This is a genomic window from Micromonospora sp. WMMD735 (assembly GCF_049178995.1).
In the GTDB taxonomy this organism is placed as follows: domain Bacteria; phylum Actinomycetota; class Actinomycetes; order Mycobacteriales; family Micromonosporaceae; genus Micromonospora; species Micromonospora wenchangensis.
In genome coordinates this window covers 6676478-6697298 of the sequence record NZ_JBMHMJ010000002.1, presented here as the reverse complement: position 1 = coordinate 6697298, position 20821 = coordinate 6676478, and the positions used below count along the sequence as shown (strand labels likewise).

Genomic DNA, 20821 nt, shown 5'->3' with positions numbered 1-20821 from the left:
ACAGCCGGTGGGGAAGGGCTCAGGACAGCTGCGCGTGCGGACTGGTAGCCACCTCGGTGCCGTCGGGCAGCGTCGAGACGACGAAGTCGGCGAAGACGTTCGGGGCGACCCGCTGGAGCTGCCGCAGGCACTCCACGGCCAGCTCACGGATCTCCACGTCGGCGTGCTCGGTGGCCCGCATCCCGATGAAGTGCCGCCAGGCACGGTAGTTGCCGGTGACCACGATCCGGGTCTCGGTGGCGTTGGGCAGCACCGCCCGCGCCGCCTGCCGGGCCTGCTTGCGGCGCAGCGTCGGGTTGGGCTCGTCGGCGAACCGCTGCTCCAACCCCTCCAGCAGCTCGGTGTACGCCCGCACGCTCGCCTCGGCGGCCTCGACGAACCGCTTGTGCAGCTCCGGGTCGTCGGCGATCACCGCCGGCTCGACCATCGCCGCGTCCCGCTCCGGCACGTAGCGCTGGGAGAGCTGGGAGTAGGAGAAGTGCCGGTGCCGGATCAGCTCGTGGGTGAACGAGCGGGACACCCCGGTGAAGTAGAACGTCACGCTGCCGTGCTCCAGCACCGACAGGTGCCCGACCTCCAGGATGTGCGCCAGGTAGCCGGCGTTGGTGGCGGTCGCCGGGTTCGGCTTCTTCCAGCTCTGGTAGCAGGCCCGGCCGGCGAACTCGGCGAGCGCCTGGCCGCCCTCGGCGTCGGTCGACCACGGCACGTCGTCGGGGGCCTGGAACTGGGTCCACGCGATCAACTGCACCTGGGGCTGCACCATCTCCGGCATTCCTGCGACTGTAGTGGCCCGGTGGGCTGCGGGGAAACTCGGGCCACCGCGCTGACCAGCGAGATCATGGACAGTTCCGGCCCGGGGCGGCGGCGGGTGGCCAACGTCTCCCACCCGGCCCGCCGCGCGCCCCGGCCGGTCAGACGTACAGCGCGGTGAACGGTGCCCAGGGCAGGTTGCGCAGCACCGAGAAGGCCATCCAGACGGCGAGGAACCCGCCGATCACCGGGGAACTGAGCCGCAGCTCGGGCAGCCGCCACCCGAACGCCTGCCGGCCCGCCCAGGCGACGAAGAGGTATGCCAGGAAGGGCACCGCGAAGACGAACACGGCGTGGTGGCGGGCGGCGGCCGGCAGGTCGGCGTGCAGGAGGTACCACAGCGCGCGGGTGCCCCCGCAGCCCGGACAGTCCAGTCCGGTGGTCAGCTTGAGCAGGCAGCTCGGCGCGGCGTCCGGGTCGCTGGTGGTCGGGTCACTGACCAACGCGTACGCCATGCCGGCGGCGACGCAGCCGAGCGCGGCCAGCGGGGCGGCCCAGCGCGGCGACCGGGCGTGCAGGCGGAGCACGAACCGGGTGAGCCGGTCCGGCTCGGGCGGCTGCCACACCACCGGCGACCCCGCCGACCACGACCCGGGCGGCAACCCGTCGACGCCCGCGCCCGTCACCGGGTGGGGGTACGGGTCGGTCGGCGGGCCGACGGGGGGCGGGTCGCTCAGCGTGTGGGTGGTGCCGGCCGGTGCGGCACCGGTCGACGTCGGATCGGTGCCCTGCCCCGACCGGGTCGGCCCGGTCGGCCCGTCAACGCTCGTCACGGCCTCACGGTACACCGGTGAGGCTGCGCAACGCGGCGGTCAGCGGGGCGGCCAGGTCGCCGGCCGCCGGTGGGGCGACCGCGTCCAGGCCGAGCCAGCCGGCGAGCCGGTGCAGCTCGGCGGCGAGCGCGACGGCGGTCTCCCCCGGGTCGACACCGGGCTCCTGCCAGGCCGCCGGCACCAGCAGCACCCCGGCCCTGCGGTCGGCCTTCAGGTCGACCCGGGCGGTGAACCGCTCGCCCTGCAGGAACGGCAGCACGTAGTAGCCGTGCACCCGCTGCGCGGCCGGCACGTAGATCTCGATCCGGTAGCCGAAGCCGAACAGCCGCTCGGTGCGGGCCCGTTCCCAGACCAGCGGGTCGAACGGGCTGACCAGGGTGTTGCCCCGCACCCACCGGGGCAGCCGGGCGTCGACGTGCCGCCAGGCCGGCAGCCGCCACCCCTGCACCGTCACCGGCACCAGCTCACCGGCCTCGACCAGCTCGGCGACCGCCTGCCGGGCACCGGCCAGCGGGAGCCGGAAGTAGTCCCGCAGCTCCGGCTCGGCGGCCACCCCCAGCGACCGGGCGGCCACCGCCACCAGGGTGCGGTACGCGTCGGCGTCGGTCGGCGTGGGCGCGTCGAGCGCGGCCGCCGGCAGCACCCGTTCGGGCAGGTCGTAGCGGCGGGCGAAGGAGGGCGTCCGGTCGGCGGCGGTGACCTCGCCGGCCCAGAACAGGAACTCCAGCGCCCGCTTCACCGCCGACCAGTTCCAGCCCCAGTTGCCGGTCTCCCGGGGCGCGTCGTGTTCGATCTCGGCGGCGGTCAGCGGCCCGGCGGCAGCCACCTCGTCGCGCACCCAGGCGACCAGTTCGGGCTGCTCGGCGGCGATCCGACGCATCCCGCCCCAGGCGTCGTCGCGGGCCTTGGCCATCCGCCAGCGCAGCGCGGCGTGCAGCCCCACCGGCACCAGGGACGCCTCGTGCCCCCAGTACTCGAACAGCTCGCGGGGGCGGCGGTAGGCCGCGGTGTCGAGCAGGGTGGTCGGGTAGGGCCCGAGCCGGCTGTAGAGCGGCAGGTAGTGCGCCCGTTGCAGCACGTTGACCGAATCCATCTGGATCAGCCCGACCCGGTCGAGGACCCGACGCAGGTGCCGGCGGGTGGGCACCCCGGCGGGCGCGGGGTCGGCGAAACCCTGGGCGGCGAGCGTCATCCGCCGGGCCTGGGCGAGCGAGAGCGATTCCGGTGCGACCATCGCCGACGACCCTAGACCAGCGGTACGACACCGGAGCGGACACTGGACCGACCGCCCGTCGGGGCATAGAACGGACGCATGCTCACCATCCGCCGCGAGGAACCCGACGACGCCGAGGCGATCGCCCGGGTGCACATCCACGGCTGGCAGGCCGGATACGCCGGCATCATGCCCGCCGAGGTGCTGGCCCGGCTCAACCCGGTGGCCTGGGCGCAACGCCGGCGGGACGTGGGCACGGCCGACCCGGAGCACCCGTTCACCACCCTGCTCGCCGAGGTCGACGGGCTGCCCGCCGGGTTCACCACCTTCGGGCCGTACCGCAACAACCAGGACCGGGGTGACCTGGACCCGACGTACGGCGAGGTGCTGGCGATGTACGTGGAGCCGGCCCACTGGGGCGACGGCACCGCGCAGGCCCTGTTCGCCGCGGCCCGCGACGGGCTGGCGGCGCGCGGCTGGCGGGAGTACCGGCTCTGGGTGCTCGCCGACAACGCCCGCGCCCGCCGGTTCTACGAGCGGGCCGGTCTGTCAGTCGACGGCGAGCGGTCCCGTTACCCGGTGCCGCTGGCCGGTGGCGGTCCCCCGGTCCACCTCGACGAACTGCGCTACACCGGCCGGTTGCCCGGCTGAGCCCGCCGGCCGCCGCCCGACGGCGGGGTCGACCGGTCCGCCCGGGTCGCCCGGCCGACCGCCGACCGGCGTCGCCCAGGTGCGGATCGGCAGCAGCACCAGCAACGCGAGGCTGATCCAGACGTAGGTGTTGCTGCCCAGGAAGCCGGCGACCCCGGTGAAGTCCTTCTCCCAGGCCCAGACGATCCGGCTGCACAGCAGCACGTAGGAGACCACCGCGAGGGCCGACAGCGCACGCCGCCGCAGGCTGCCGGCGGGCGCGGCGACCGCGTTGTCGACCAGCAGGATCAGCGCCGGGATCAACCAGACCAGGTGGTGCACCCAGGTGACCGGGCTGACCAGGCACATCAGCGCGCCGGTCAGGGCCAGCCCGGTGGCCTCGTCGCCGACCGCCACGGCGGCCCGGCAGCGCCACGCCCAGACGGCCAGGGTGACCAGCACCAGCGCCAGCCAGGCCAGGGTGCTCGGGTGTTCCGGGTCGAGCCGGGCCACCACACCGCGCAGCGACTGGTTGGACACGAACGCCAACTCGCCCACCCGGTCGGTGTTCCACAGCGCCGACGTCCAGAACTCCCGGGCGGCGTCGGGGAAGAGGGCCGCGGCGAGCAGGGTGGCGGCGGCCGCGGCGGCGACGGCGGTGCCGGCGGCCCGGAACCGCCTGGTGATCAGCAGATAGACGATGAAGACGCCCGGGGTCAGCTTGATCGCGGTGGCCAGCCCGATGCCGACGCCGGCCCACCGGTTGCCGGCCGGCAGCAGCCGCAGCAGGTCCACCGCGACCAGGAACAGCAGCAGCATGTTGACCTGGCCGAAGTTGACCGTCTCCCGCATCGGCTCGAACGCGGCGGCCAGGCAGAGCGCCACCGCCAGGACGAACCACCGGGTCCAGCCGGCCCGCCGGGCGACCGGGTCGAGCAGCCACCAGACCAGCACCGCGCTGACCAGCACCGTCGCCGCCACGCTGACGGTGATCGCGACCGGCCACGGCAGGTAGGCCATCGGCAGCATCACCAGCGCGGCGAACGGCGGGTAGGTGAAGCCGTACTGGGTGCCCGGCTTGAGGTAGTCGTAGATCTCGCCGTGGTCGTGGACCCAGAAGGTCAGCGCGCCGTAGTAGACCTTCAGGTCGAAGAAGCCGTGCCGGACGGCCGCCACGGAGAGGAAGGCGGCCACCGCGACGGCGAGCACCACCACCGCGACGACCTGCCCGGTCGTCCGCCTGGCCCCCTGCGCCACCGTCGTCTCCCTCGCTGTGGCCTAGGCTTTCGTGCCATGGCTCTGGGGTACGTCCGCCCGGCGCGTCCCGAGGACGCCGCCGAGATCGCCCGTGTGCAGCTCGCGACCTGGCGGGTCGCGTACCGTCGGCTGCTGCCCCGGCACGTGCTCGACAACCTGGACGAGGCGTGGCTCGCCCGGCGGTGGAGCGCGGCGGTGCAGGAGCCGCCCTCGGCTGCGCACCGGGTGCTCGTCGCCGTGGAACAGGCCGAGCAATCCTATCTGGTGGGGTTCGCGGCTTCCGGGCCGGCGGACGCCGAAGCGCTCGCCCCGGGCGAGCCGGCCACGGCGCTGGACGCCGGGGTGGTCGCGGTGACCGACCTGCTGGTCGAGCCGCGCTGGGGTCGGCGCGGGCACGGCAGCCGGCTGCTCGCCGCCGCCGTGGACGCCTGGCGCGGCGACGGGTTCACCCACGCGGTCGCCTGGACGTTCGACGGCGACGAGGCGACCCGTAAGTTCCTCACCAGCACCGGCTGGGAGCCGGACGGCGCGGCCCGCGCGCTGGACGTCGACGACATGCTCGTCCCCCAGGTGCGGCTGCACGTCGCGGTCCCCACCGAACCGGACGACACGCCCTGAACCCCGCCGTGGCGGCAGCGGTCGCGCGGCCCGGTCGACGCGTCCCGGCCGGTTCTGTCGGCCCGCCCTGGTAGACCGGAGGCGGCGGCACGCCACCGACGGTGAGGGAGACACGGCATGTTCCGGGAGACGAAGGCGTTCAGCGGGTTCTCGGCCGACGACACCGACCGGGCCCGGGAGTTCTACGCCGACACCCTCGACCTGCGGGTGTCGCAGCTCGGCGGCCCCGGTGGGCTGCTGATGCTGCACCTGGCCGGCGACCGGGACGTGGTGGTCTACCCCAAGGCCGACCACGTGCCGGCGACGTTCACGGTGCTCAACTTCCCGGTGGCCGACGTCGACCGGGCGGTCGACGAGCTGACCGCACGCGGGGTGCGGTTCGCGCGCTACCCGGGGCTGCCGCAGGACGACCGGGGAATCATGCGCGACAACGGGCCGACCATCGCCTGGTTCACCGACCCGGCCGGCAACATCCTGTCCGTCATCGAGCAGGAGTGACCCCGCGCCGGGTCAGCGGCGCAGCTCGACGACCAGCTCGTCGTTCTCCACCGCACCCGTCGGGGTGAAACCCAGCGAGGTGTAGAGCCGGGCGGCGGCCGTGTTGTCCGGGTGGTACGACAACCGGACGGGGTGCTCGCCGTCCGGCCCGGCCAGCCAGGCGGCGAGGGTGCGTACGGCGGCCCGGCCCACCCCCCGGCCCTGCTCGGCGGCGTCGACGAGCATGCCGCCGATCCACCGCGACCCGTCGTCGTCCACGCCCCACATGACGTGGCCGGCCACGGTCTCGTCGGCGTGGACCGCAAGCGACGTCCAGACCTCGGAACGCGCGGTCAGCACCAGGTAGCGGGCCGCCAGCGCCGGCACCCAGTCCCGTTGGTCGTCGCGGGGGGCCAGGTCGGCCACCGCCCGCCAGTTGTCGTCGTCCACCGGGCGCAGGGTGACCCGCCGCCCGAGCCGATCGATATGTCCGGAATCCAGCACCGGGGCAGCCTAGGGCGCACCCCGGCGCACCGCCAACGAATTCGCCGCCACCGCCGCACCCGGCGTCGGCGCGACACCGACCGTCGTGCCCGGCGGGCGGGGCTAGTCGAGCAGGGCGTCCAGGCCGACGGTCAGCCCCGGCCGCTGCCGGACCGCCCGCACCGCCAGCAGCACCCCGGGCATGAACGACACCCGGTCGTACGAGTCGTGCCGGATGGTCAGCGTCTCGCCGAGGGTGCCGAACAGCACCTCCTGGTGGGCGAGCAGGCCGGTGGCGCGGACCGCGTGCACGCGTACCCCGTCGATGTCGGCGCCCCGCGCGCCGGGCACCTCGTCCTTGGTCGCGTCGGGGGCCGGGCCCAGGCCGGCCTCGGCGCGGGCCTGCGCGACCAGCCGGGCGGTGTGGGTGGCGGTGCCGCTCGGCGCGTCGAGCTTGCGTGGATGGTGCTGCTCGATGATCTCCACGGACTCGAAGTGCCGGGCCGCGCGGGCGGCGAACTGCATCATCAGCACCGCGCCGATGCCGAAGTTGGGGGCGATCACCACCCCGACGTCGGGCCGGTCGGCCAGCCAGCCGCGCACCTGCTCCAGCCGCGCCCGGGTGAAGCCGGTGGTGCCGACCACCGCGTGCACGCCCCGGTCGATGCACCAGCGCAGGTTGTCCATGACCACGTCCGGGGTGGTGAAGTCGACGACCACCTCGGCGGAGGCGGCGGCGGACAGCTCGTCACCCTGGTCGACGGCGGCCACCAGCGCCAGGTCGTCGGCCCCGTCGACCGCCCGGCACACCTCGGCGCCCATCCGGCCCCGGGCACCCAGCACACCGACCCGGACCGGCCCACCCGGGCCCTTCTCCTGCTCGTCAGTCACGCGGCACAACCTATCCCAATCGGGACGCGGGCCACCGCCGGACCACCGCCGTCCCACCGGCCGGTCCCGGAACGGACGGACCCCGGACCCGACCGTGAGCCGCCGACCACCCGGACGCCGTCCGGTCGGACCACCGCCGGGACGACCCGCCTCGCCGGGAACGGGTCGGCGGGCGGCGGGCTCAGCCGGCGAAGTCGTGCTCGCCGAACGGGCCGACCACCGCCAGCGACATCGGCCGGCCCAGCAGCTCGGCGGCGAGGGTGTTCACGTCGGCCACGGTCACCGCGTCGACCCGGGCCAGCAGCTCGTCCACCGGCATCAGGTCGCCGTAGAGCAGCTCGCCCTTGGCCAGCCGGCTCATCCGGGAGCCGGTGTCCTCCAGGCCCAGCACGAACGAGCCCTTGCTCATCCCCTTGCCCCGGGCCACCTCCGCCTCGGTGAGCCCGTCGGCGGCCACCCGGGCCAGCTCGGCGCGGGTCAACTGGAGCACCTCGTCGACCTTGCCCGGCGCGCAGCCGGCGTAGACGGCGAACAGGCCGCTGTCGGCGTACTGGCTGGCGTAGGAGTAGACCGAGTAGGCCAGGCCACGCCGTTCGCGGATCTCCTGGAACAGCCGGCTGGACATGCCGCCGCCGAGGACGTTGTTGAGCACCCCGAGGGCGAACCGCCGCTCGTCGACCCGGTCGATGCCGGGGCAGCCGAGGATGACGTGCGCCTGCTCGGTCTCCTTCGGCTCGACCAGGACGGCGGCCGGCTTCGTGCGTACCGCCGGGGTGTTGCGCCGGGGCGTGCCCGGCGCGGCCGGGTCGGTGTCCAGCGGGGTGCCGCGCAGCGCCTGGCGGACCAGTCGGACCACGGTGGCGTGGTCGAGGTTGCCGGCGGCGGCGATCACGATCTGCGGCGCGGTGTAGCGGCGGCGGTAGAAACTCTGGATCTGCTTGCGGGTCATCGGGGTGACCGTCTCCTCGGTGCCGGAGATCAACCGGCCGAGGGGGTGGTCGCCGTAGACGGCGCGGGCGAACAGGTCGTGCACCTCGTCGCCGGGCTCGTCGTCGTGCATGGCGATCTCTTCGAGGATCACCCCGCGTTCGGTCTCCACGTCGGCCGGTTCCAGCAGCGAGTCGGCGACGGCGTCGCACATCACGTCGATGGCCAGCGGCAGGTCCTCGTCGAGCACCCGCGCGTAGTAACAGGTGTATTCCTTGGTGGTGAAGGCGTTGGTCTCGCCGCCCACCGCCTCGATCTCGGCGGAGATCTCCAGCGCGGTGCGCTTGTGGGTGCCCTTGAACAGCAGGTGTTCCAGAAAGTGTGCGGCACCGGCCTGCGGGCCCGTCTCGTCCCGTGAGCCGACGGTGACCCAGATGCCGAACGAGACGCTGCGCATCGTCGGGATCGCCTCGGTGAGCACCCGCAGCCCGCTCGGCAGCACGGTGCGCCGCACGGTGCCGCCCAGCGGGTCGTCACTGATCGTGCGGGTGACCGCCCGCGACGGTGCCCCGGCGCGGCCGGGCTGCCCGGCGACGGCGTGCCGGACGGGCGACGCCGGCCGCCGGCCCGGGGGAAACGACGAACGCTGGGCGCGGCTCACGCAGACCTGCTTCCCGTGCGACGAGGGGTGGAGGGAACACACCGGCCGGGTGACGACGTCGTCGTCACCCGGCCGGTCACTGCTCAGCTGTGCCGGGTACGCCGACGCGGACGCTCGCCGCCGTCGCCACCCTCGCCGCCACCCGGGCCACGCTCGCCGCGCTCCGGCGCGCGACCACCCCGGTCGCCGCCCCGGTCACCGCGGTCACGCGGACCCCGGTCGCCGCCTCGACCGGCCGGCCGGTCGCCACCGGCGGCCTCACCGGCGGCCGGCGCCTCGGCGCCCTCCGGCCGGACCTTGTCCAGGTAGATCTTGCCGCGGGCGTCGATGTCCGCGATCTCCACCTCGACCTTGTCGCCGACGTTGAGGAAGTCCTCGACCCGCTCGACCCGCTTGCCGTCGCCCACCTTGGAGATGTGCAGCAGGCCGTCGCGGCCGGGCAGCAGCGAGATGAACGCGCCGAACGCGGCGGTCTTGACCACCGTGCCGAGGAACCGCTCACCGGCCTTGGGCAGGGTCGGGTTGGCGATGCCGTTGATCCGGTCCACGGCGGCCTGCGCCGACGGGCCGTTGGTCGCGCCGACGTAGATCGTGCCGTCGTCCTCGATGGAGATCTCGGCGCCGGTCTCGTCCTGGATGGCGTTGATGGTCTGCCCCTTCGGGCCGATCACCATGCCGATCTTGTCCACCGGGATCTTGACGGTGGTGACCCGGGGCGCGTAGTCCGACATCTCGGCCGGGGCCTCGATCGCCGCCTGCATCACCCCGAGGATGGTCTGCCGGGCCTCGTTCGCCTGCTGGAGCGCGGCGGCGAGCACGTCCGACGGGATGCCGTTGAGCTTGGTGTCGAGCTGGAGCGCGGTGACGTACTCCGGCGTGCCGGCGACCTTGAAGTCCATGTCACCGAACGCGTCCTCGGCACCGAGGATGTCGGTCAGCGTCACGTACTGGGTCTTGCCGTCGACCTCGTCGGAGATCAGGCCCATCGCGATGCCGGCCACCGGTGCCTTGAGCGGCACACCGGCCGACAGCAGCGCCAGCGTCGAGGCGCAGACCGACCCCATCGAGGTCGAGCCGTTGGAGCCGAGCGCCTCGGACACCTGCCGGATGGCGTACGGGAACTCCTCGCGCGACGGCAGCACTGGCAGCAGCGCCCGCTCGGCCAGCGCGCCGTGGCCGATCTCCCGCCGCTTCGGCGAGCCGACCCGGCCGGTCTCCCCGGTCGAGTACGGCGGGAAGTTGTAGTTGTGCATGTAACGCTTGCGGTTCTCCGGGGAGAGGGTGTCCACCATCTGCTCCATGCGCAGCATGTTCAGCGTGGTGACGCCGAGGATCTGGGTCTCGCCCCGCTCGAACAGCGCGGAACCGTGCACCCGGGGCAGCACGCCGACCTCGGCGGTGAGCGGCCGGATGTCGCGCGGCCCCCGGCCGTCGATGCGGACCTGCTCGCGCAGCACCCGGTTGCGGACCTCGGACTTGGTCAGCGAACGGAAGGCGGCGGAGAGTTCCTTCTCCCGGCCCTCGAACCGACCGGTCAGCTCCTCGGCGACCTTGGCCTTGACCCGGTCCAGGGCCTCCTCGCGGTCGGCCTTGCCGGCGATCTGGAGTGCCTCGGCCACCTCGGCGCGGACCAGCTCGGCCACCGCCTGGTAGACGTCGTCCTGGTAGTCCAGGAACACCGGGAACTCGGTGACCGGCTTCGCGGCGACCTCGGCCAGCTCGCTCTGCGCGCGGCACAGCTCGCGGATCGCCGGCTTCGCGGCCTCCAGGCCGCTGGCGACGATCTCCTCGGTCGGGGCGGTCGCGCCGCCCGCGATCAGGGTCACCGCGTGCGGGGTCGCCTCGGCCTCGACCATCATGATCGCGACGTCGCCGTCCTCGAGGGCCCGGCCGGCCACCACCATGTCGAAGGTGGCCCGGGACAGCTCCTCCAGGGTCGGGAACGCCACCCACTGGCCCTCGACGTGGGCCACCCGGGTCGCCCCGATCGGGCCGGAGAACGGCAGGCCGGACAGCTTCGTCGACATCGAGGCCGCGTTGATGGCGACCACGTCGTACGGGTGCTGCGGGTCGAGCGCGAGGACGGTCTCGACGACCTGGACCTCGTTGCGCAGGCCCTTGACGAACGACGGGCGCAGCGGCCGGTCGATCAGCCGGCAGGTGAGGATCGCGTCCTCGCTGGGCCGGCCCTCACGGCGGAAGAACGAGCCGGGGATGCGGCCCGCGGCGTACATCCGCTCCTCGACGTCGACGGTCAGCGGGAAGAAGTCGAACTGCTCCTTCGGGTGCTTACCGGCGGTGGTGGCGGAGAGGACGACCGTCTCGCCGAGCTGGGCGATGACGGAGCCGGCGGCCTGGCGGGCCAGCCGGCCGGTGGAGAAGGTGATCTCACGGGTGCCGAAGGACCCGTTGTCGATCACGGCGGTGCGGGATTCGGTGCCGAGGTTGGTCTCGGTCATGTGCTGCGGTACTCCTTCGCGTCGTGGGCCCACGACACCGGAGCTGCTCAGACGGCCGGTCTTCGATCGAAGCGCCCGGGTGGCCGGCATGATGCCGGGATGCCCGGGGGCCACTACCGGAGACCGGTACGCTGACCGGCTCCCTCTCGGGTGGTCGCGCGGCCCTCTTCTTCTGGTGGTGCGCGGGGCGGGGGAGCGACCCGGTGGCCGCTCCCCCGTCACGTCATCGGCGCAGGCCGAGCCGCTCGATCAGCGACCGGTAGCGGTTGATGTCCTTCTTCTGGACGTAGTTGAGCAGCCGACGGCGCCGACCGACCAGCAGCAGCAGCCCACGGCGGCTGTGGTGGTCGTGCTTGTGCACCTTCAGGTGCTCGGTCAACTCCGCGATCCGCTTGGTGAGGACCGCGACCTGCACCTCCGGCGAACCGGTGTCGCCCTCGGCGGTCGCGTACTCCGAGCGGATCTTGGCCTTGGCTTCCTGGTCGAGCGCCATGTTCTCCCTGTTTCGGTGGGTTGACAACTGGTGTCCGTCGTTCGGGTCCGCATGGACCGGAGACGGACGAACCTCGCACCCGCGGCGTCGTGCAGGCACGCGAGGCCCCGCGTCGGTCATCCGACGTCACCGCCACACTACCAGCCCGTCGCGGAACCGCCCGGTCAAGGCCCGCGCGGCGGGCGTCGGCGGCCCGCCGACCCCGCCCGCCGGGCCGGTCAGGCGACCGCCAGCCGGGTCCGCGCGACGTCCTCGGTCATCTGCGCCAGCAGCGGCTCGATCGCGTCGTACCGGATCTGACCGCGCAGGTGGGCGGCGAAGTCGAGGGCGACGTGCTCGCCGTACAGGTCGCCGGCGAAGTCCAGCACGTGCGCCTCGACCCGGCGCTCCCGGCCGGCGAACGTCGGGTTGGTGCCGATCGAGATGGCCGCCGGCAGCCGCTCGACGCCCCCGCGTACCAGCCAGCCGGCGTACACCCCGTCGGCGGGCACCGCCGCGTGCGGCGGGCAGCGCAGGTTGGCGGTGGGGAAACCCAGCTCCCGGCCGCGCTGGTCGCCCAGCACCACCACCCCTTCGAGGCGGTGCGGCCGGCCGAGCACGACGGTCGCCGCCGCCACGTCCCCGGCCTCGATCCGGGCCCGGACGTACGTCGAGGAGAAGACGGTGCCGTCGGCGGCGACCAGCGGGGCGTTCTCCACCCCGAAGCCGTAGGTGCGGCCGAGCTGTTCGAGCAGTGCCACGTTCCCGGCGGCCCGGTGCCCGAACCGGAAGTTGTCCCCCACCACGACCAGCGCCGCGTGCAGGTGTTCGACCAGGATGTCGTGCACGAACGCCTCGGCCGGCAGCCGGGACAGCTCGGCGGTGAACGGCACCACGCACAACACGTCGACCCCGAGCGCCTCGACCAGCTCCGCCTTGCGGGTGGGCTCGGTGAGCACGGCCGGGTGCGCGCCCGGGCGGACCACCTCGGCCGGGTGCGGGTCGAAGGTCACCACCACCGACCGTACGCCCAGCTCACGGGCCCGCGCCACGGCGTGCCCGATGGTCGCCTGGTGCCCCCGGTGCACGCCGTCGAAGACGCCGATGGTGACGACCGACCGCCCCCAGTCACCGGGTGCCGCCTCGTACCCCCGCCACCGCTGCATGCCGCTCCTTCCCTGCTCCGCCGCTGACCGGCTCACACCCGTACCCACCGCCGCCGGTCGTGCCGGCCGTCGTCCCCGCGCCCGTCCCCGCCGTGCCGTCCGGCCGTGCCGGCCGACGGCCCGGTCAGGCCGGGGCGAGCACGATCTCCGCGCGGGCCCGGCCGTCCCGCTCGCTGACGATAGCGATCAGGCCACCGTCCGGTCCGAAGACGGCGTACGGTCCGACGATGCCCACCGGGTCCAGCGGGCCGCCGTGGGAGAGCACCTTCGCCTCGTCGGCGCTGGCCTGCCGACGGGAGAAGTACCTGTCGGCGGCGGTGTCGAGGGGCAGGGTGACCACCTCGGGCGCGCGCTGCTCCAGCGTCGTGAGGGTCGCCGACTCGGCCAGGGTGAAACTGCCCACAGCGGTCCGCCGCAGCGCGGTGAGGTGTCCGCCGACGCCGAGCGCCTGGCCCGCGTCCCGGGCCAGCGCCCGGATGTACGTCCCCGACGAGCAGTCGACGTCGATGTCCACGTCGACCACGTCCGGGGTGTCGCGGCGGATCGCCGACACGTCGAGCCGGGAGACGGTGACCCGCCGGGCGGGCAGCTCGACCTGCTCGCCGTCCCGGACCCGCTTGTACGCCCGCTCCCCATTGATCTTGATGGCGCTCACCGCGCTGGGCACCTGGTCGATCTCACCGGTCAACGGCACGAACGCGGCCCGGATCGCGGCGTCGGTCAGCGCACCGGCGGGCGTGGTCCCGATCACGTCACCCTCGGCGTCGTCGGTGACCGTGGACTGGCCGAGCCGGACCGTCGCGGTGTAGCTCTTGCCCGCCCCGATCACGTACGTCAGCAGCCGGGTGGCCCGGCCGACCCCGATCACCAGCACCCCGGTCGCCATCGGGTCGAGGGTGCCGCCGTGCCCGACCCGGCGGGTACGGGCCAACCGGCGGATGCGCGCCACCACGTCGTGCGACGTCATGCCGCCGGGCTTGTCGACCACGATCAGACCGTCACCGTTCACGACCGCCAAGCCTGCCAGACGGGTCCGTCCCGCCCGCCACCGCACGGCACAATGACCGTCGCGCCACGAGCCCTCCGTCACCCATCAGGAGCAGCATGACCACGCCGTCCCCGCCCGAACACCGTGCCCGGGTCGAACTCCCCGAGTGGATGCGTCACCCGGAGCCGCCCCGTCGTACCCTCGGCCGGCGGTTGTCCGAGCTGGTCGAGGCCGTGCCGACGCTCCGCCGGGCCCGGCTGTCGCTCTGGCGGTGGCGCGACCGCAGCCGATTCAGCGAACGTCACCCGGTCGTCGCCGGGATCGTCTCGTTCGTGCTGGTGGCGACGCTGGCCAGCCTGCTGGTCGGCGGCGCGCTCTACCTGTTCGCCCGGATGCGCGCCGGCACCCTCTGAGCGCGTGACCCCCACCCCGGGCCAGTCCTCGTCCGTGACCCCGGACGGGACGGCGCCGCGACCGCCCGGGTGCGAGGATCATGCGCCCCTTCCCGTCCGACCCAGGGAACACCGCGTGACCCACGACCCGACACCCACTGACCCACCCCCCGACAGAGCGGCGGTCGCCACCGCGGACGAGCCGGTCCGGATTCCGTCCTGGATGCGGGAACCCGAGGTGGAGCACGAGTTGACCCGCTCGGAACGGCTCCGGCTGCGTTGGGGTCGGTACGGCGGCACGCTGCTCGGCGCGGTGGGCGTCCTGCTGGTGCTGGTGCTGGTCGGCGGGCTCGCCCTGGGCGGGTTCCGTTTCGTCCAACGGGCGCACGACGGCACACCGCTGCGCCCCCGCCCCGGTGGCGCGTCGCCGGCCGCTCCCCGGCCGACCGACGCCAGCGGCAACAGTCTCGGCCCGTTCGTCGCCACCCCGGCCGAGGCGTACGCCGAGGGCGCGGCGGCCGTCGTGCCGCCCGCCGCCCACCGGACCGGGCCGTTCACCGCCGAGCAGGTCACCGACGCGCTGGCGCGGGTCCGTCGGGCACTGGTCGAGGGGCGGGTGGAACCCCGGATGCTGGACGGCGATCCGGAAGGGTTCCTCGCCGTGCTCGCCCCGCAGAACCGCGACTCCGTCCGTCGGGACCTGGCCTCCGGCATCAGCCTCGGCTTCGCCAGCCGGATCGCCGACCGCGCCGACCCGGGGCTGGACCGCGACGAGCAGGTGCGTGGCCGGGGCACCATCACGTACCGGTCCACCACCGCCGCCAGCGGGGTACGGGCGTTGGAGGTCACCACCCGGTTCGTCTGGGCCTACCCGTTCGACCTGTGGCGTCCCCAGGCGTACCGGCCGGGCGCGGAGCTGGTCACCCTGCGCGACGAGGTGGTGTGGCTGGTGCCGTACCCGGACGACGTCGGCCCGGCCGGGCGTGGTCTCTGGCTCGACTCGGCCCGGATCACCCTGCAGAACGCCGACTGCCCGGCGATGCGGCGGGGTTTCCTGGCGCTGGCCGAGGCCGAACCGCTGCGTCGTCGGACCGCGCCGGCCCCGACCGGCGACGTCTACGACGAGAGCTGGCGGGCCGGCGACGGCGAGGAGTGCTGACCGGCGATCGCGGTGCTCCGGCCGGAAACCGTCGCAGCACGGCCGTCAGCGCACCGCGCCGACCACCGCCCACCTGCCGGACCGCAGTCGCAGCAGCACGCCGACGAGCCGGATCACCACGAGCAGGGTGAGCCCGGCCCAGATGCCACCCAGACCGAGGTCGAACGCGTAGGAGAGCCAGATCGCCGGCAGGAAGCCGCCGACCGCCGCGACCACGGTCAGGTTGCGCAGGTAGCGGATGTCGCCGGCACCGATGAGCACACCGTCGAGGGCGAACACCACCCCGGCGAACGGCTGCATCGCGACGAACCAGGGCCACGCCACCATCGCCTGCTCGCGTACCTCGGGATCGGAGCTGAACAGGGACGGCACGACGCCGGCCCCGGCGGCGATCAGCACCGCGAAGGCCACTCCGCACACGCCGCCGAGCAGCGCGAACCGGCGGGCCAGGGCGCGCGCCCCGGCGGCGTCGCCCGCGCCCAGTGTCGCGCCGATCAACGCCTGCGCGGCGATCGCCAACGCGTCGAGCAGCAGCGCGGTGAAGAACCACAGTTGCAGCGCGATCTGGTGGGCGCCCACGGCGGCGGCGCCGAACCGGGCGGCGACGGCGGTGGCGGACAGGAAGCTGGCCTGGAAGGCGAGCCCCCGGATGAGCAGGTCCCGGCTGAGCACCAACTGCTGGCGGATCAGCGCCGGCCGGGGCCGCACGCCCACCCGCTCCCGCAGCAACGCCCCCACGAACAGCGCACCCGAGACGGTCTGGGCGATCGCGTTCGCCACCGCCGAACCGGTCACGCCGAGTCCGGCGGGGTAGACCAGCAGGGGGCAGAGCAACGCGGAGAGCAGGTTCGGCCCGAGCACGAACAGCAGCGGGCGGCGGGTGTCCTGGATGCCGCGCAGCCAGCCGTTGCCGGCGGCGGCCAGCAGCAGGCCGGGCGCGCCGAGGGCCGCGATCCGCAGCCACTGACCGGCGGTGTCGGCCACCTCGCCACCACCACCGGCGAGGGTACGCGCCAGCGCGTCACCGCCGAACTGCATGCCGACGGCCACCAGCACGCCCACCCCGAACGCCAGCCAGGACGCCTGGACGCCCTCGGCCAGCGCCGCAGCCCGGTCACCGGCACCGAACCGGCGGGCCGCCCGCCCCGTGATGCCGTACGCCAGCACGGTGCCGAGCCAGGCGGTGAGCGTCAGCACCGTGCCACCGACGGCGAGCGCGGCCAGCGGCACCCGGCCCAGGTGCCCCACGACGGCGGTGTCGACCAGCACGTAGAGCGGTTCGGCGGCGAGCACCACCAGGGCGGGCAGGGCGAGCGCGGCGATCCGGCGCGGCGAGGCGAGCGCGGTGGCGGTGGCGGTGGACTGGCTCATCGCCGCCGATCCTGGCACGCCTGCCGTAAGGAACGCAAGCCTTGGCATCACTTACCGAGCGAGGGCCTGCAGAACCGGCCCGGCGAGGGACGCGACCGCACGGGACGGGTGCGCGCGGGTGGCGGAGTGGGCGAGGCGGGGTGCTCCGGCCGAGCCGGCCGGACGGATTCGGCGGGGCGGGGTGCGCCCGGTCCGGCCTGAACGACGGGTCCACCGGCACGCCGAGGCAGGCCGAGCCGACCGGGCCGGGGTGGGCCGCCGCGCCGAGCCGACCGGGCCGGGCAGGCTGGGGCGAGCCGGCTGAGGAAGGCCGAGCCGACCGGGCCGGGCCCGACTGGGCGAGCCTGGGGCGAGCCCGGCTGACACGGCCGGGGCTGGGGCGGCCGGGGCTGACACAGCCGGGGCTGACACAGCCGGGGCTGGGGCGGCCGGGGCTGGGGCTGGGGCGAGCCGACTGACACGGCCGGGGCTGATCGGAACGAGCGACCCTCGTCCCCGTCGGGCCGGTTGAACGCGGCTCGGCCCGGCCCGCTCCGACCGCGCTGAACGCGGCCGGAGCCGGGGACGGTCGGGCTGGGCGCAGCCGGGGTGGACCGGACGGGCGGCCGGCTAGGTCCGGCCAGGCAGCCGGGTAGCCACTGCCCGTGCCCGACGACAGGATCGCGGCCGAGGGCGGGATCGCGGCCGGTCGGGGTCAAGCTGAGATACACCGGTGCCGGACCGGGCCTGGCCGATGCCAGGGTGGAACGGCCCGGAGCAGGCGCTACGACCGGACCGCACCTGGGGCACGGAGCCCGGCCAGCGCCGGGAGGTCGGTCCGTGCCGGGTCCGGTGGGACGACTGGAAACGGGCCGGACGGGGCCGGACTGAGCACGACAACCGGAGCCAGGCTGAGTCGGAACTCAGCCAGGCAGCGGGGTCATCGCCGGTGCGGCAGGGTCACTGGCGGGTGTCCATCGAGGTCTGCAGCGCACGGCGCATCTGCTCGCGGGCCTCGTCGGTGGTCTCGGTCTTGGGCTTGGTCGCCATGGCGGTGTCCTTCCAGGGTGCGGACCACCGAACAGGTGGCCCGGACGGGCGGTCCTGCTGAGCGCCGGGAAGGCGGCCCGGGATCACCGGAGCGGCTCGCCTGGCAGCGTGAGCCCGGGTCGGTCAGACCCTGGAGGGAGGCGGCACCGGGTGTGGCACCACCGCCCGCGACCTGCGTCGCGGCGCGACGTCGGCCTCTCCCAAGTTAACGTTTACTTTCCACATGCTGCCCACTCTTCCCGTCATCTGGACGGACCGGCAGACACCCCGAGCACACCCGAAACCGCTGCCCGGCACGAACGCCCGCACCACACACCACCCCGCCAGGCCGGCCCGCAGTTCCCGTACCAGGAAGGAGCGCACGTGACGCCTCTGACGACCGGGGCACGTCGGGAACGGGGAAGCCACGCCGATCAGGCCGGACCGGTGTAGGACGAGCTGCGAGCGGTCGGACCGGACGGAGGTGCGAGACCGGCGGCCCGAACCGAGCCGGGCGGAGCGCACCCGCACGGGCTGGGAGAATCGGAGCGGGCGGCCGGGCAGGCAAGCGTCGCGGCTCCCGACCGGACGGGAGCGGCCGGTCACCGACGGTGGAAGGTCAACCGACGGTGGAAGGTCAACCGACGGTGGAAGCGGTCAGCGGGCCAGGAAGTGCCAGCCGAGCCACCACCAGAACCCGAACACGCCGATCCGGCCGACCGGCACCGGACCGACCTCGTACCGCATGACGTAGGCGCAGACGTCGCCCAGTGACGGAATCCGGGAACCTTCCCGGCGGGCGGCCCACTCCACTGCCGCGAAGAGCACCAGTGAGGCGAGGAAGCCGCTGATGGCGAGCGTGCGCATCATCGCCGCACCAGCCCCCAGAACGCGGCCAGCCAGGCGAACCAGGCCGCCGAACGGACCAGGTCGTCCTCCAGCAGCGGATCGGCCAGGCGGGAGAAGGTGGGGAACTCGTCGCCGACCGCCATGACGAAGGTGGCCCCTTCGAGCACCCCGAAGAGCGCGGCCGGGAGCAGCCACCAGACGGTGCCCCGGCCCAGCCGGCGCGGTGCCGGCCGACGCTGCACCCGGTTGCCGAGGCCGAGCCAGATCAGCGCGCCGCCGGTGCCCAGCGTCCAGATGTTGGCCTGTGCCGAGAACGACGGGAACTGCCCACCGACCAGGGAGAGGCAGGCCAGCACCGGCACGGTGACCACCGGCCTGTCCCAGGCGCGGGAGACGTCCACGGCGATCTCGTGCGGCTGCTCCATCGTCCGATTCTCCCCGGGGTCACCGTGTGCGGGAAGACCGACACCCGTCGGCGTCGGCGGGGCCACCGGTCAGCGCACCGGCCAACTCCGCCCTGATGAGGGCGATGACCTGCTCGGCGTCGCCCGATCCGGTGAAACCGGCGGCGAAGCGGTGACCTCCGCCACCCAGTGCCACCGCCACCGCGCTGACGTCGACGGCACCCTTGCTGCGCATCGACACCGCCCACTCGGCCGGCCCGACCTGCTTGAGCACGCACGCGACGTCCGCCTCGGCGGTGCAACGGACCGAGTCGATAAGCGACTCCAGCACGTACGGTTGCTGGTCGTGCCGGGCCAGGTCGTCGAGGGTGGCGTCGGTCCAGACCAGGCCGTGGCCGGCGGCGGCCTCCGGTTCGAGCCGGGCCCGGCCCAGCACCTCGCCGAAGAGCCGGACCGCGCCGAACGGCCGGGTGTCGAAGACCTGGCGGGAGATGTCCCCGGGGTGCAGGCCGGTGGCGAGCAGCCGGGCGGCGAGCCGGTGCACCTCGGGGGTGGTGGCCGCGAACCGGAACGAGCCGGTGTCCGTGGTCAACGCGACGTAGAGACCCGTCGCGATCTCGGCGTCCAGCGGCACGTCGAGCCGGGAGAGCAACTGCTCGGCGACGACCGAGGTCGCCGCCGCCGTCGGATCGACCAGATGCACCGCGCCGAAGCCGGTGTTCGAGGCGTGGTGGTCGAGGACGATCGAGGTGCCGGCGGTGTCGAGCCGGTCGACCAGGTCACCGAGCCGCGACTCGCTCGCGGCGTCGAAACAGACCACCAGATCCGGATCCGGGTACGCCTCGGCCGCCGGCACCAGCAGGTCGAGCCCCGGCAGCCAGCGGAACGGCTCCGGCACCCCGGGCGGCCCCGGGAAGGTGGCCTGCAACCGGCGTACGCCGAGCCGGCGCAGCCCCAGCCCGAAGCCGAGCATGCTGCCCAGCGCGTCGCCGTCCGGGTTGACGTGACAGATCAGCAGCACCCGGGCATCGGCCGGCAGGCCACGTACCGCTGCGACGGCGGCGGCCCAGTCGTCCTCGCCGGGGCCGGCGGACGGCGACCCGGTGCGGAGCTGGTCGGTCGTGCCCGGGGCGGCCGTCACCGCCGGTCCGTGGCGGACGTGTCGGTGGTGGCGTCGTCGTCGGCCTCGTCGTCCTCGTCGTCGACGCGGTACGGCTGGGCATCGCCCGCGTACTTGGCCTGGGCGGCCAGCCGCTGCACCTCGGCGTCGGCGTGCCGGGCCTGGGCGAGCAGGTCGTCGATCTGCTTGACCTGGTCCTGCACGTCGTCGAGGACGAAGGTCAGCGAGGGCGAGTGACGCAGCCCGAGGGCCTTGCCGACGGTGCTGCGCAGCATGCCCTTGGCGCTCTCCAGCGCGGCGGCGGTGCTGGCCTGTGCCGCCGCGTCACCGAGGACGGTGTAGAAGACGGTGGCGTCGCGCAGGTCGGCGGTGATCCGGGCGTCGGTGATGGTGATCATCCCGAGCCGGGGGTCCTTGATCTGGCTCCGCACCACCGAGGCGACCAGTTCGCGAATCCGCTCGGCGTGCCGGCGAACCTTGGCCGGATCAGTCATGTCCCCCACCTCCAGGGCGTTCCTTCCGCGGCCGGAGCGGCGACGCGAACGTCACCGGGCCAACCACCCAACACCTCGAACACTACCCGCGCGCCACCCCCACCCGCCCGCCCCCACCCCGCACTCCCGCCTCTCCCACCCACCCCCACTTCCCGCCCTGTCTCGCCCCGCCCCGCCCCGCCCCGGTGATCAAGAAGTT

General features: G+C 74.1%; 21 protein-coding genes. 5 read left to right on the top strand and 16 right to left on the bottom strand.

Annotated elements, in window-relative coordinates; all coding sequences use genetic code 11:
* Nucleotides 1–19: 19 nt before the first annotated feature.
* The 3 genes from thyX to ACN268_RS29375 all read right to left on the bottom strand — a co-directional run bounded on the left by thyX (nt 20) and on the right by ACN268_RS29375 (nt 2817).
* Complete coding sequence (thyX, locus tag ACN268_RS29385) at nt 20–763, bottom strand: FAD-dependent thymidylate synthase (RefSeq protein WP_204957321.1); 744 nt, start codon at nt 761–763, stop codon at nt 20–22.
* Between the two features lie 148 nt (nt 764–911).
* Nucleotides 912–1583 carry a DUF2752 domain-containing protein gene (locus tag ACN268_RS29380; RefSeq protein WP_421486256.1) on the bottom strand — a complete coding sequence of 224 codons (672 nt, stop codon included), beginning with the start codon at nt 1581–1583 and terminating at the stop codon, nt 912–914.
* A gap of 4 nt (nt 1584–1587) precedes the next feature.
* A complete protein-coding gene (locus ACN268_RS29375; RefSeq protein ID WP_421486254.1) occupies nt 1588–2817 on the bottom strand; it encodes a winged helix-turn-helix domain-containing protein in 1230 nt (409 codons plus the stop codon).
* Nucleotides 2818–2895: 78 nt separating this feature from the next.
* Here ACN268_RS29375 and ACN268_RS29370 point away from each other — a divergent pair, with 78 nt between their 5' ends.
* A complete protein-coding gene (locus ACN268_RS29370) occupies nt 2896–3447 on the top strand; it encodes a GNAT family N-acetyltransferase (protein ID WP_421486252.1) in 552 nt (183 codons plus the stop codon).
* On the opposite strand, the gene ACN268_RS29365 is transcribed toward ACN268_RS29370, so the two are convergent.
* On the bottom strand, nt 3346–4683 hold the full coding sequence (locus ACN268_RS29365; protein ID WP_421486250.1) for a glycosyltransferase 87 family protein: 1338 nt from the start codon (nt 4681–4683) through the stop codon (nt 3346–3348). The two genes, ACN268_RS29370 and ACN268_RS29365, sit on opposite strands and share 102 nt — an antisense overlap.
* 36 nt (nt 4684–4719) lie before the next feature.
* On the opposite strand from ACN268_RS29365, the gene ACN268_RS29360 reads away from it, so the two are divergent.
* Complete coding sequence (locus ACN268_RS29360) at nt 4720–5301, top strand: GNAT family N-acetyltransferase (protein WP_421486248.1); 582 nt, start codon at nt 4720–4722, stop codon at nt 5299–5301.
* A gap of 117 nt (nt 5302–5418) precedes the next feature.
* Nucleotides 5419–5799 carry a VOC family protein gene (locus tag ACN268_RS29355; protein ID WP_421486246.1) on the top strand — a complete coding sequence of 127 codons (381 nt, stop codon included), beginning with the start codon at nt 5419–5421 and terminating at the stop codon, nt 5797–5799.
* Nucleotides 5800–5811: 12 nt separating this feature from the next.
* Here the strand turns inward: ACN268_RS29355 and ACN268_RS29350 are convergent, their stop codons facing one another.
* From ACN268_RS29350 to truB, 7 genes are all read right to left on the bottom strand, one after another.
* Complete coding sequence (locus ACN268_RS29350; RefSeq protein WP_421486245.1) at nt 5812–6282, bottom strand: GNAT family N-acetyltransferase; 471 nt, start codon at nt 6280–6282, stop codon at nt 5812–5814.
* A 102-nt stretch (nt 6283–6384) separates the two neighbouring features.
* Nucleotides 6385–7152, bottom strand: a complete 768-nt coding sequence (dapB, locus tag ACN268_RS29345) for a 4-hydroxy-tetrahydrodipicolinate reductase (RefSeq protein WP_421486243.1) — start codon at nt 7150–7152, stop codon at nt 6385–6387.
* Nucleotides 7153–7333: 181 nt separating this feature from the next.
* Entirely contained in the window at nt 7334–8620 is a 1287-nt protein-coding gene (locus ACN268_RS29340; RefSeq protein ID WP_421487027.1) for a M16 family metallopeptidase, read from the bottom strand.
* A gap of 203 nt (nt 8621–8823) precedes the next feature.
* Nucleotides 8824–11199: a polyribonucleotide nucleotidyltransferase gene (locus ACN268_RS29335; protein WP_357758742.1), complete on the bottom strand. Its 2376-nt coding sequence runs from the start codon at nt 11197–11199 to the stop codon at nt 8824–8826.
* 223 nt (nt 11200–11422) lie between these two features.
* Nucleotides 11423–11692, bottom strand: a complete 270-nt coding sequence (gene rpsO, locus ACN268_RS29330; protein WP_067302624.1) for a 30S ribosomal protein S15 — start codon at nt 11690–11692, stop codon at nt 11423–11425.
* 218 nt (nt 11693–11910) lie between these two features.
* Entirely contained in the window at nt 11911–12837 is a 927-nt protein-coding gene (locus ACN268_RS29325; RefSeq protein ID WP_421486240.1) for a bifunctional riboflavin kinase/FAD synthetase, read from the bottom strand.
* A 124-nt stretch (nt 12838–12961) separates the two neighbouring features.
* Entirely contained in the window at nt 12962–13846 is an 885-nt protein-coding gene (gene truB / locus ACN268_RS29320; RefSeq protein ID WP_421486239.1) for a tRNA pseudouridine(55) synthase TruB, read from the bottom strand.
* Between the two features lie 95 nt (nt 13847–13941).
* Between truB and ACN268_RS29315 the strand changes: the two genes are divergently transcribed.
* Both ACN268_RS29315 and ACN268_RS29310 read left to right on the top strand, forming a co-directional pair.
* A complete protein-coding gene (locus ACN268_RS29315; RefSeq protein WP_421486237.1) occupies nt 13942–14238 on the top strand; it encodes a hypothetical protein in 297 nt (98 codons plus the stop codon).
* 115 nt (nt 14239–14353) lie between these two features.
* On the top strand, nt 14354–15376 hold the full coding sequence (locus ACN268_RS29310) for a hypothetical protein (protein ID WP_421486235.1): 1023 nt from the start codon (nt 14354–14356) through the stop codon (nt 15374–15376).
* A 45-nt stretch (nt 15377–15421) separates the two neighbouring features.
* Here ACN268_RS29310 and ACN268_RS29305 read toward each other — a convergent pair whose 3' ends face one another.
* The 5 genes from ACN268_RS29305 to rbfA all read right to left on the bottom strand — a co-directional run bounded on the left by ACN268_RS29305 (nt 15422) and on the right by rbfA (nt 20622).
* Entirely contained in the window at nt 15422–16747 is a 1326-nt protein-coding gene (locus tag ACN268_RS29305) for an MATE family efflux transporter (RefSeq protein ID WP_421486234.1), read from the bottom strand.
* 1665 nt (nt 16748–18412) lie between these two features.
* Nucleotides 18413–18622, bottom strand: coding sequence for a DUF6186 family protein (locus ACN268_RS29300; RefSeq protein WP_194822111.1), 210 nt, complete (start codon nt 18620–18622; stop codon nt 18413–18415).
* Entirely contained in the window at nt 18622–19029 is a 408-nt protein-coding gene (locus tag ACN268_RS29295; RefSeq protein WP_421486233.1) for a hypothetical protein, read from the bottom strand. Before ACN268_RS29295 ends, ACN268_RS29300 begins: the two co-directional genes overlap by 1 nt.
* Before the next feature lie 19 nt (nt 19030–19048).
* The gene (locus ACN268_RS29290; RefSeq protein WP_421486231.1) at nt 19049–20149 is read right to left on the bottom strand and encodes a DHH family phosphoesterase; all 1101 of its coding nucleotides are present in this window, start codon (nt 20147–20149) and stop codon (nt 19049–19051) included.
* A complete protein-coding gene (gene rbfA / locus ACN268_RS29285; RefSeq protein ID WP_421486230.1) occupies nt 20146–20622 on the bottom strand; it encodes a 30S ribosome-binding factor RbfA in 477 nt (158 codons plus the stop codon). The genes ACN268_RS29290 and rbfA overlap by 4 nt, the downstream gene beginning before the upstream one ends.
* Nucleotides 20623–20821 lie beyond the last annotated feature (199 nt).

Bases quoted from the DNA above. Each gene is read 5' to 3' on its own strand.
- rpsO (WP_067302624.1), bottom strand. From the start codon at position 11,692: ATGGCGCTCGACCAGGAAGCCAAGGCCAAGATCCGCTCGGAGTACGCG.
- ACN268_RS29375 (WP_421486254.1), bottom strand. From the start codon at position 2,817: ATGGTCGCACCGGAATCGCTCTCGCTCGCCCAGGCCCGGCGGATGACG.
- ACN268_RS29305 (WP_421486234.1), bottom strand. From the start codon at position 16,747: ATGAGCCAGTCCACCGCCACCGCCACCGCGCTCGCCTCGCCGCGCCGG.
- rbfA (WP_421486230.1), bottom strand. From the start codon at position 20,622: ATGACTGATCCGGCCAAGGTTCGCCGGCACGCCGAGCGGATTCGCGAA.
- thyX (WP_204957321.1), bottom strand. From the start codon at position 763: ATGGTGCAGCCCCAGGTGCAGTTGATCGCGTGGACCCAGTTCCAGGCC.
- ACN268_RS29315 (WP_421486237.1), top strand. From the start codon at position 13,942: ATGACCACGCCGTCCCCGCCCGAACACCGTGCCCGGGTCGAACTCCCC.
- ACN268_RS29300 (WP_194822111.1), bottom strand. From the start codon at position 18,622: ATGCGCACGCTCGCCATCAGCGGCTTCCTCGCCTCACTGGTGCTCTTC.
- ACN268_RS29370 (WP_421486252.1), top strand. From the start codon at position 2,896: ATGCTCACCATCCGCCGCGAGGAACCCGACGACGCCGAGGCGATCGCC.
- ACN268_RS29355 (WP_421486246.1), top strand. From the start codon at position 5,419: ATGTTCCGGGAGACGAAGGCGTTCAGCGGGTTCTCGGCCGACGACACC.
- ACN268_RS29335 (WP_357758742.1), bottom strand. From the start codon at position 11,199: ATGACCGAGACCAACCTCGGCACCGAATCCCGCACCGCCGTGATCGAC.
- ACN268_RS29325 (WP_421486240.1), bottom strand. From the start codon at position 12,837: ATGCAGCGGTGGCGGGGGTACGAGGCGGCACCCGGTGACTGGGGGCGG.
- ACN268_RS29360 (WP_421486248.1), top strand. From the start codon at position 4,720: ATGGCTCTGGGGTACGTCCGCCCGGCGCGTCCCGAGGACGCCGCCGAG.
- ACN268_RS29295 (WP_421486233.1), bottom strand. From the start codon at position 19,029: ATGGAGCAGCCGCACGAGATCGCCGTGGACGTCTCCCGCGCCTGGGAC.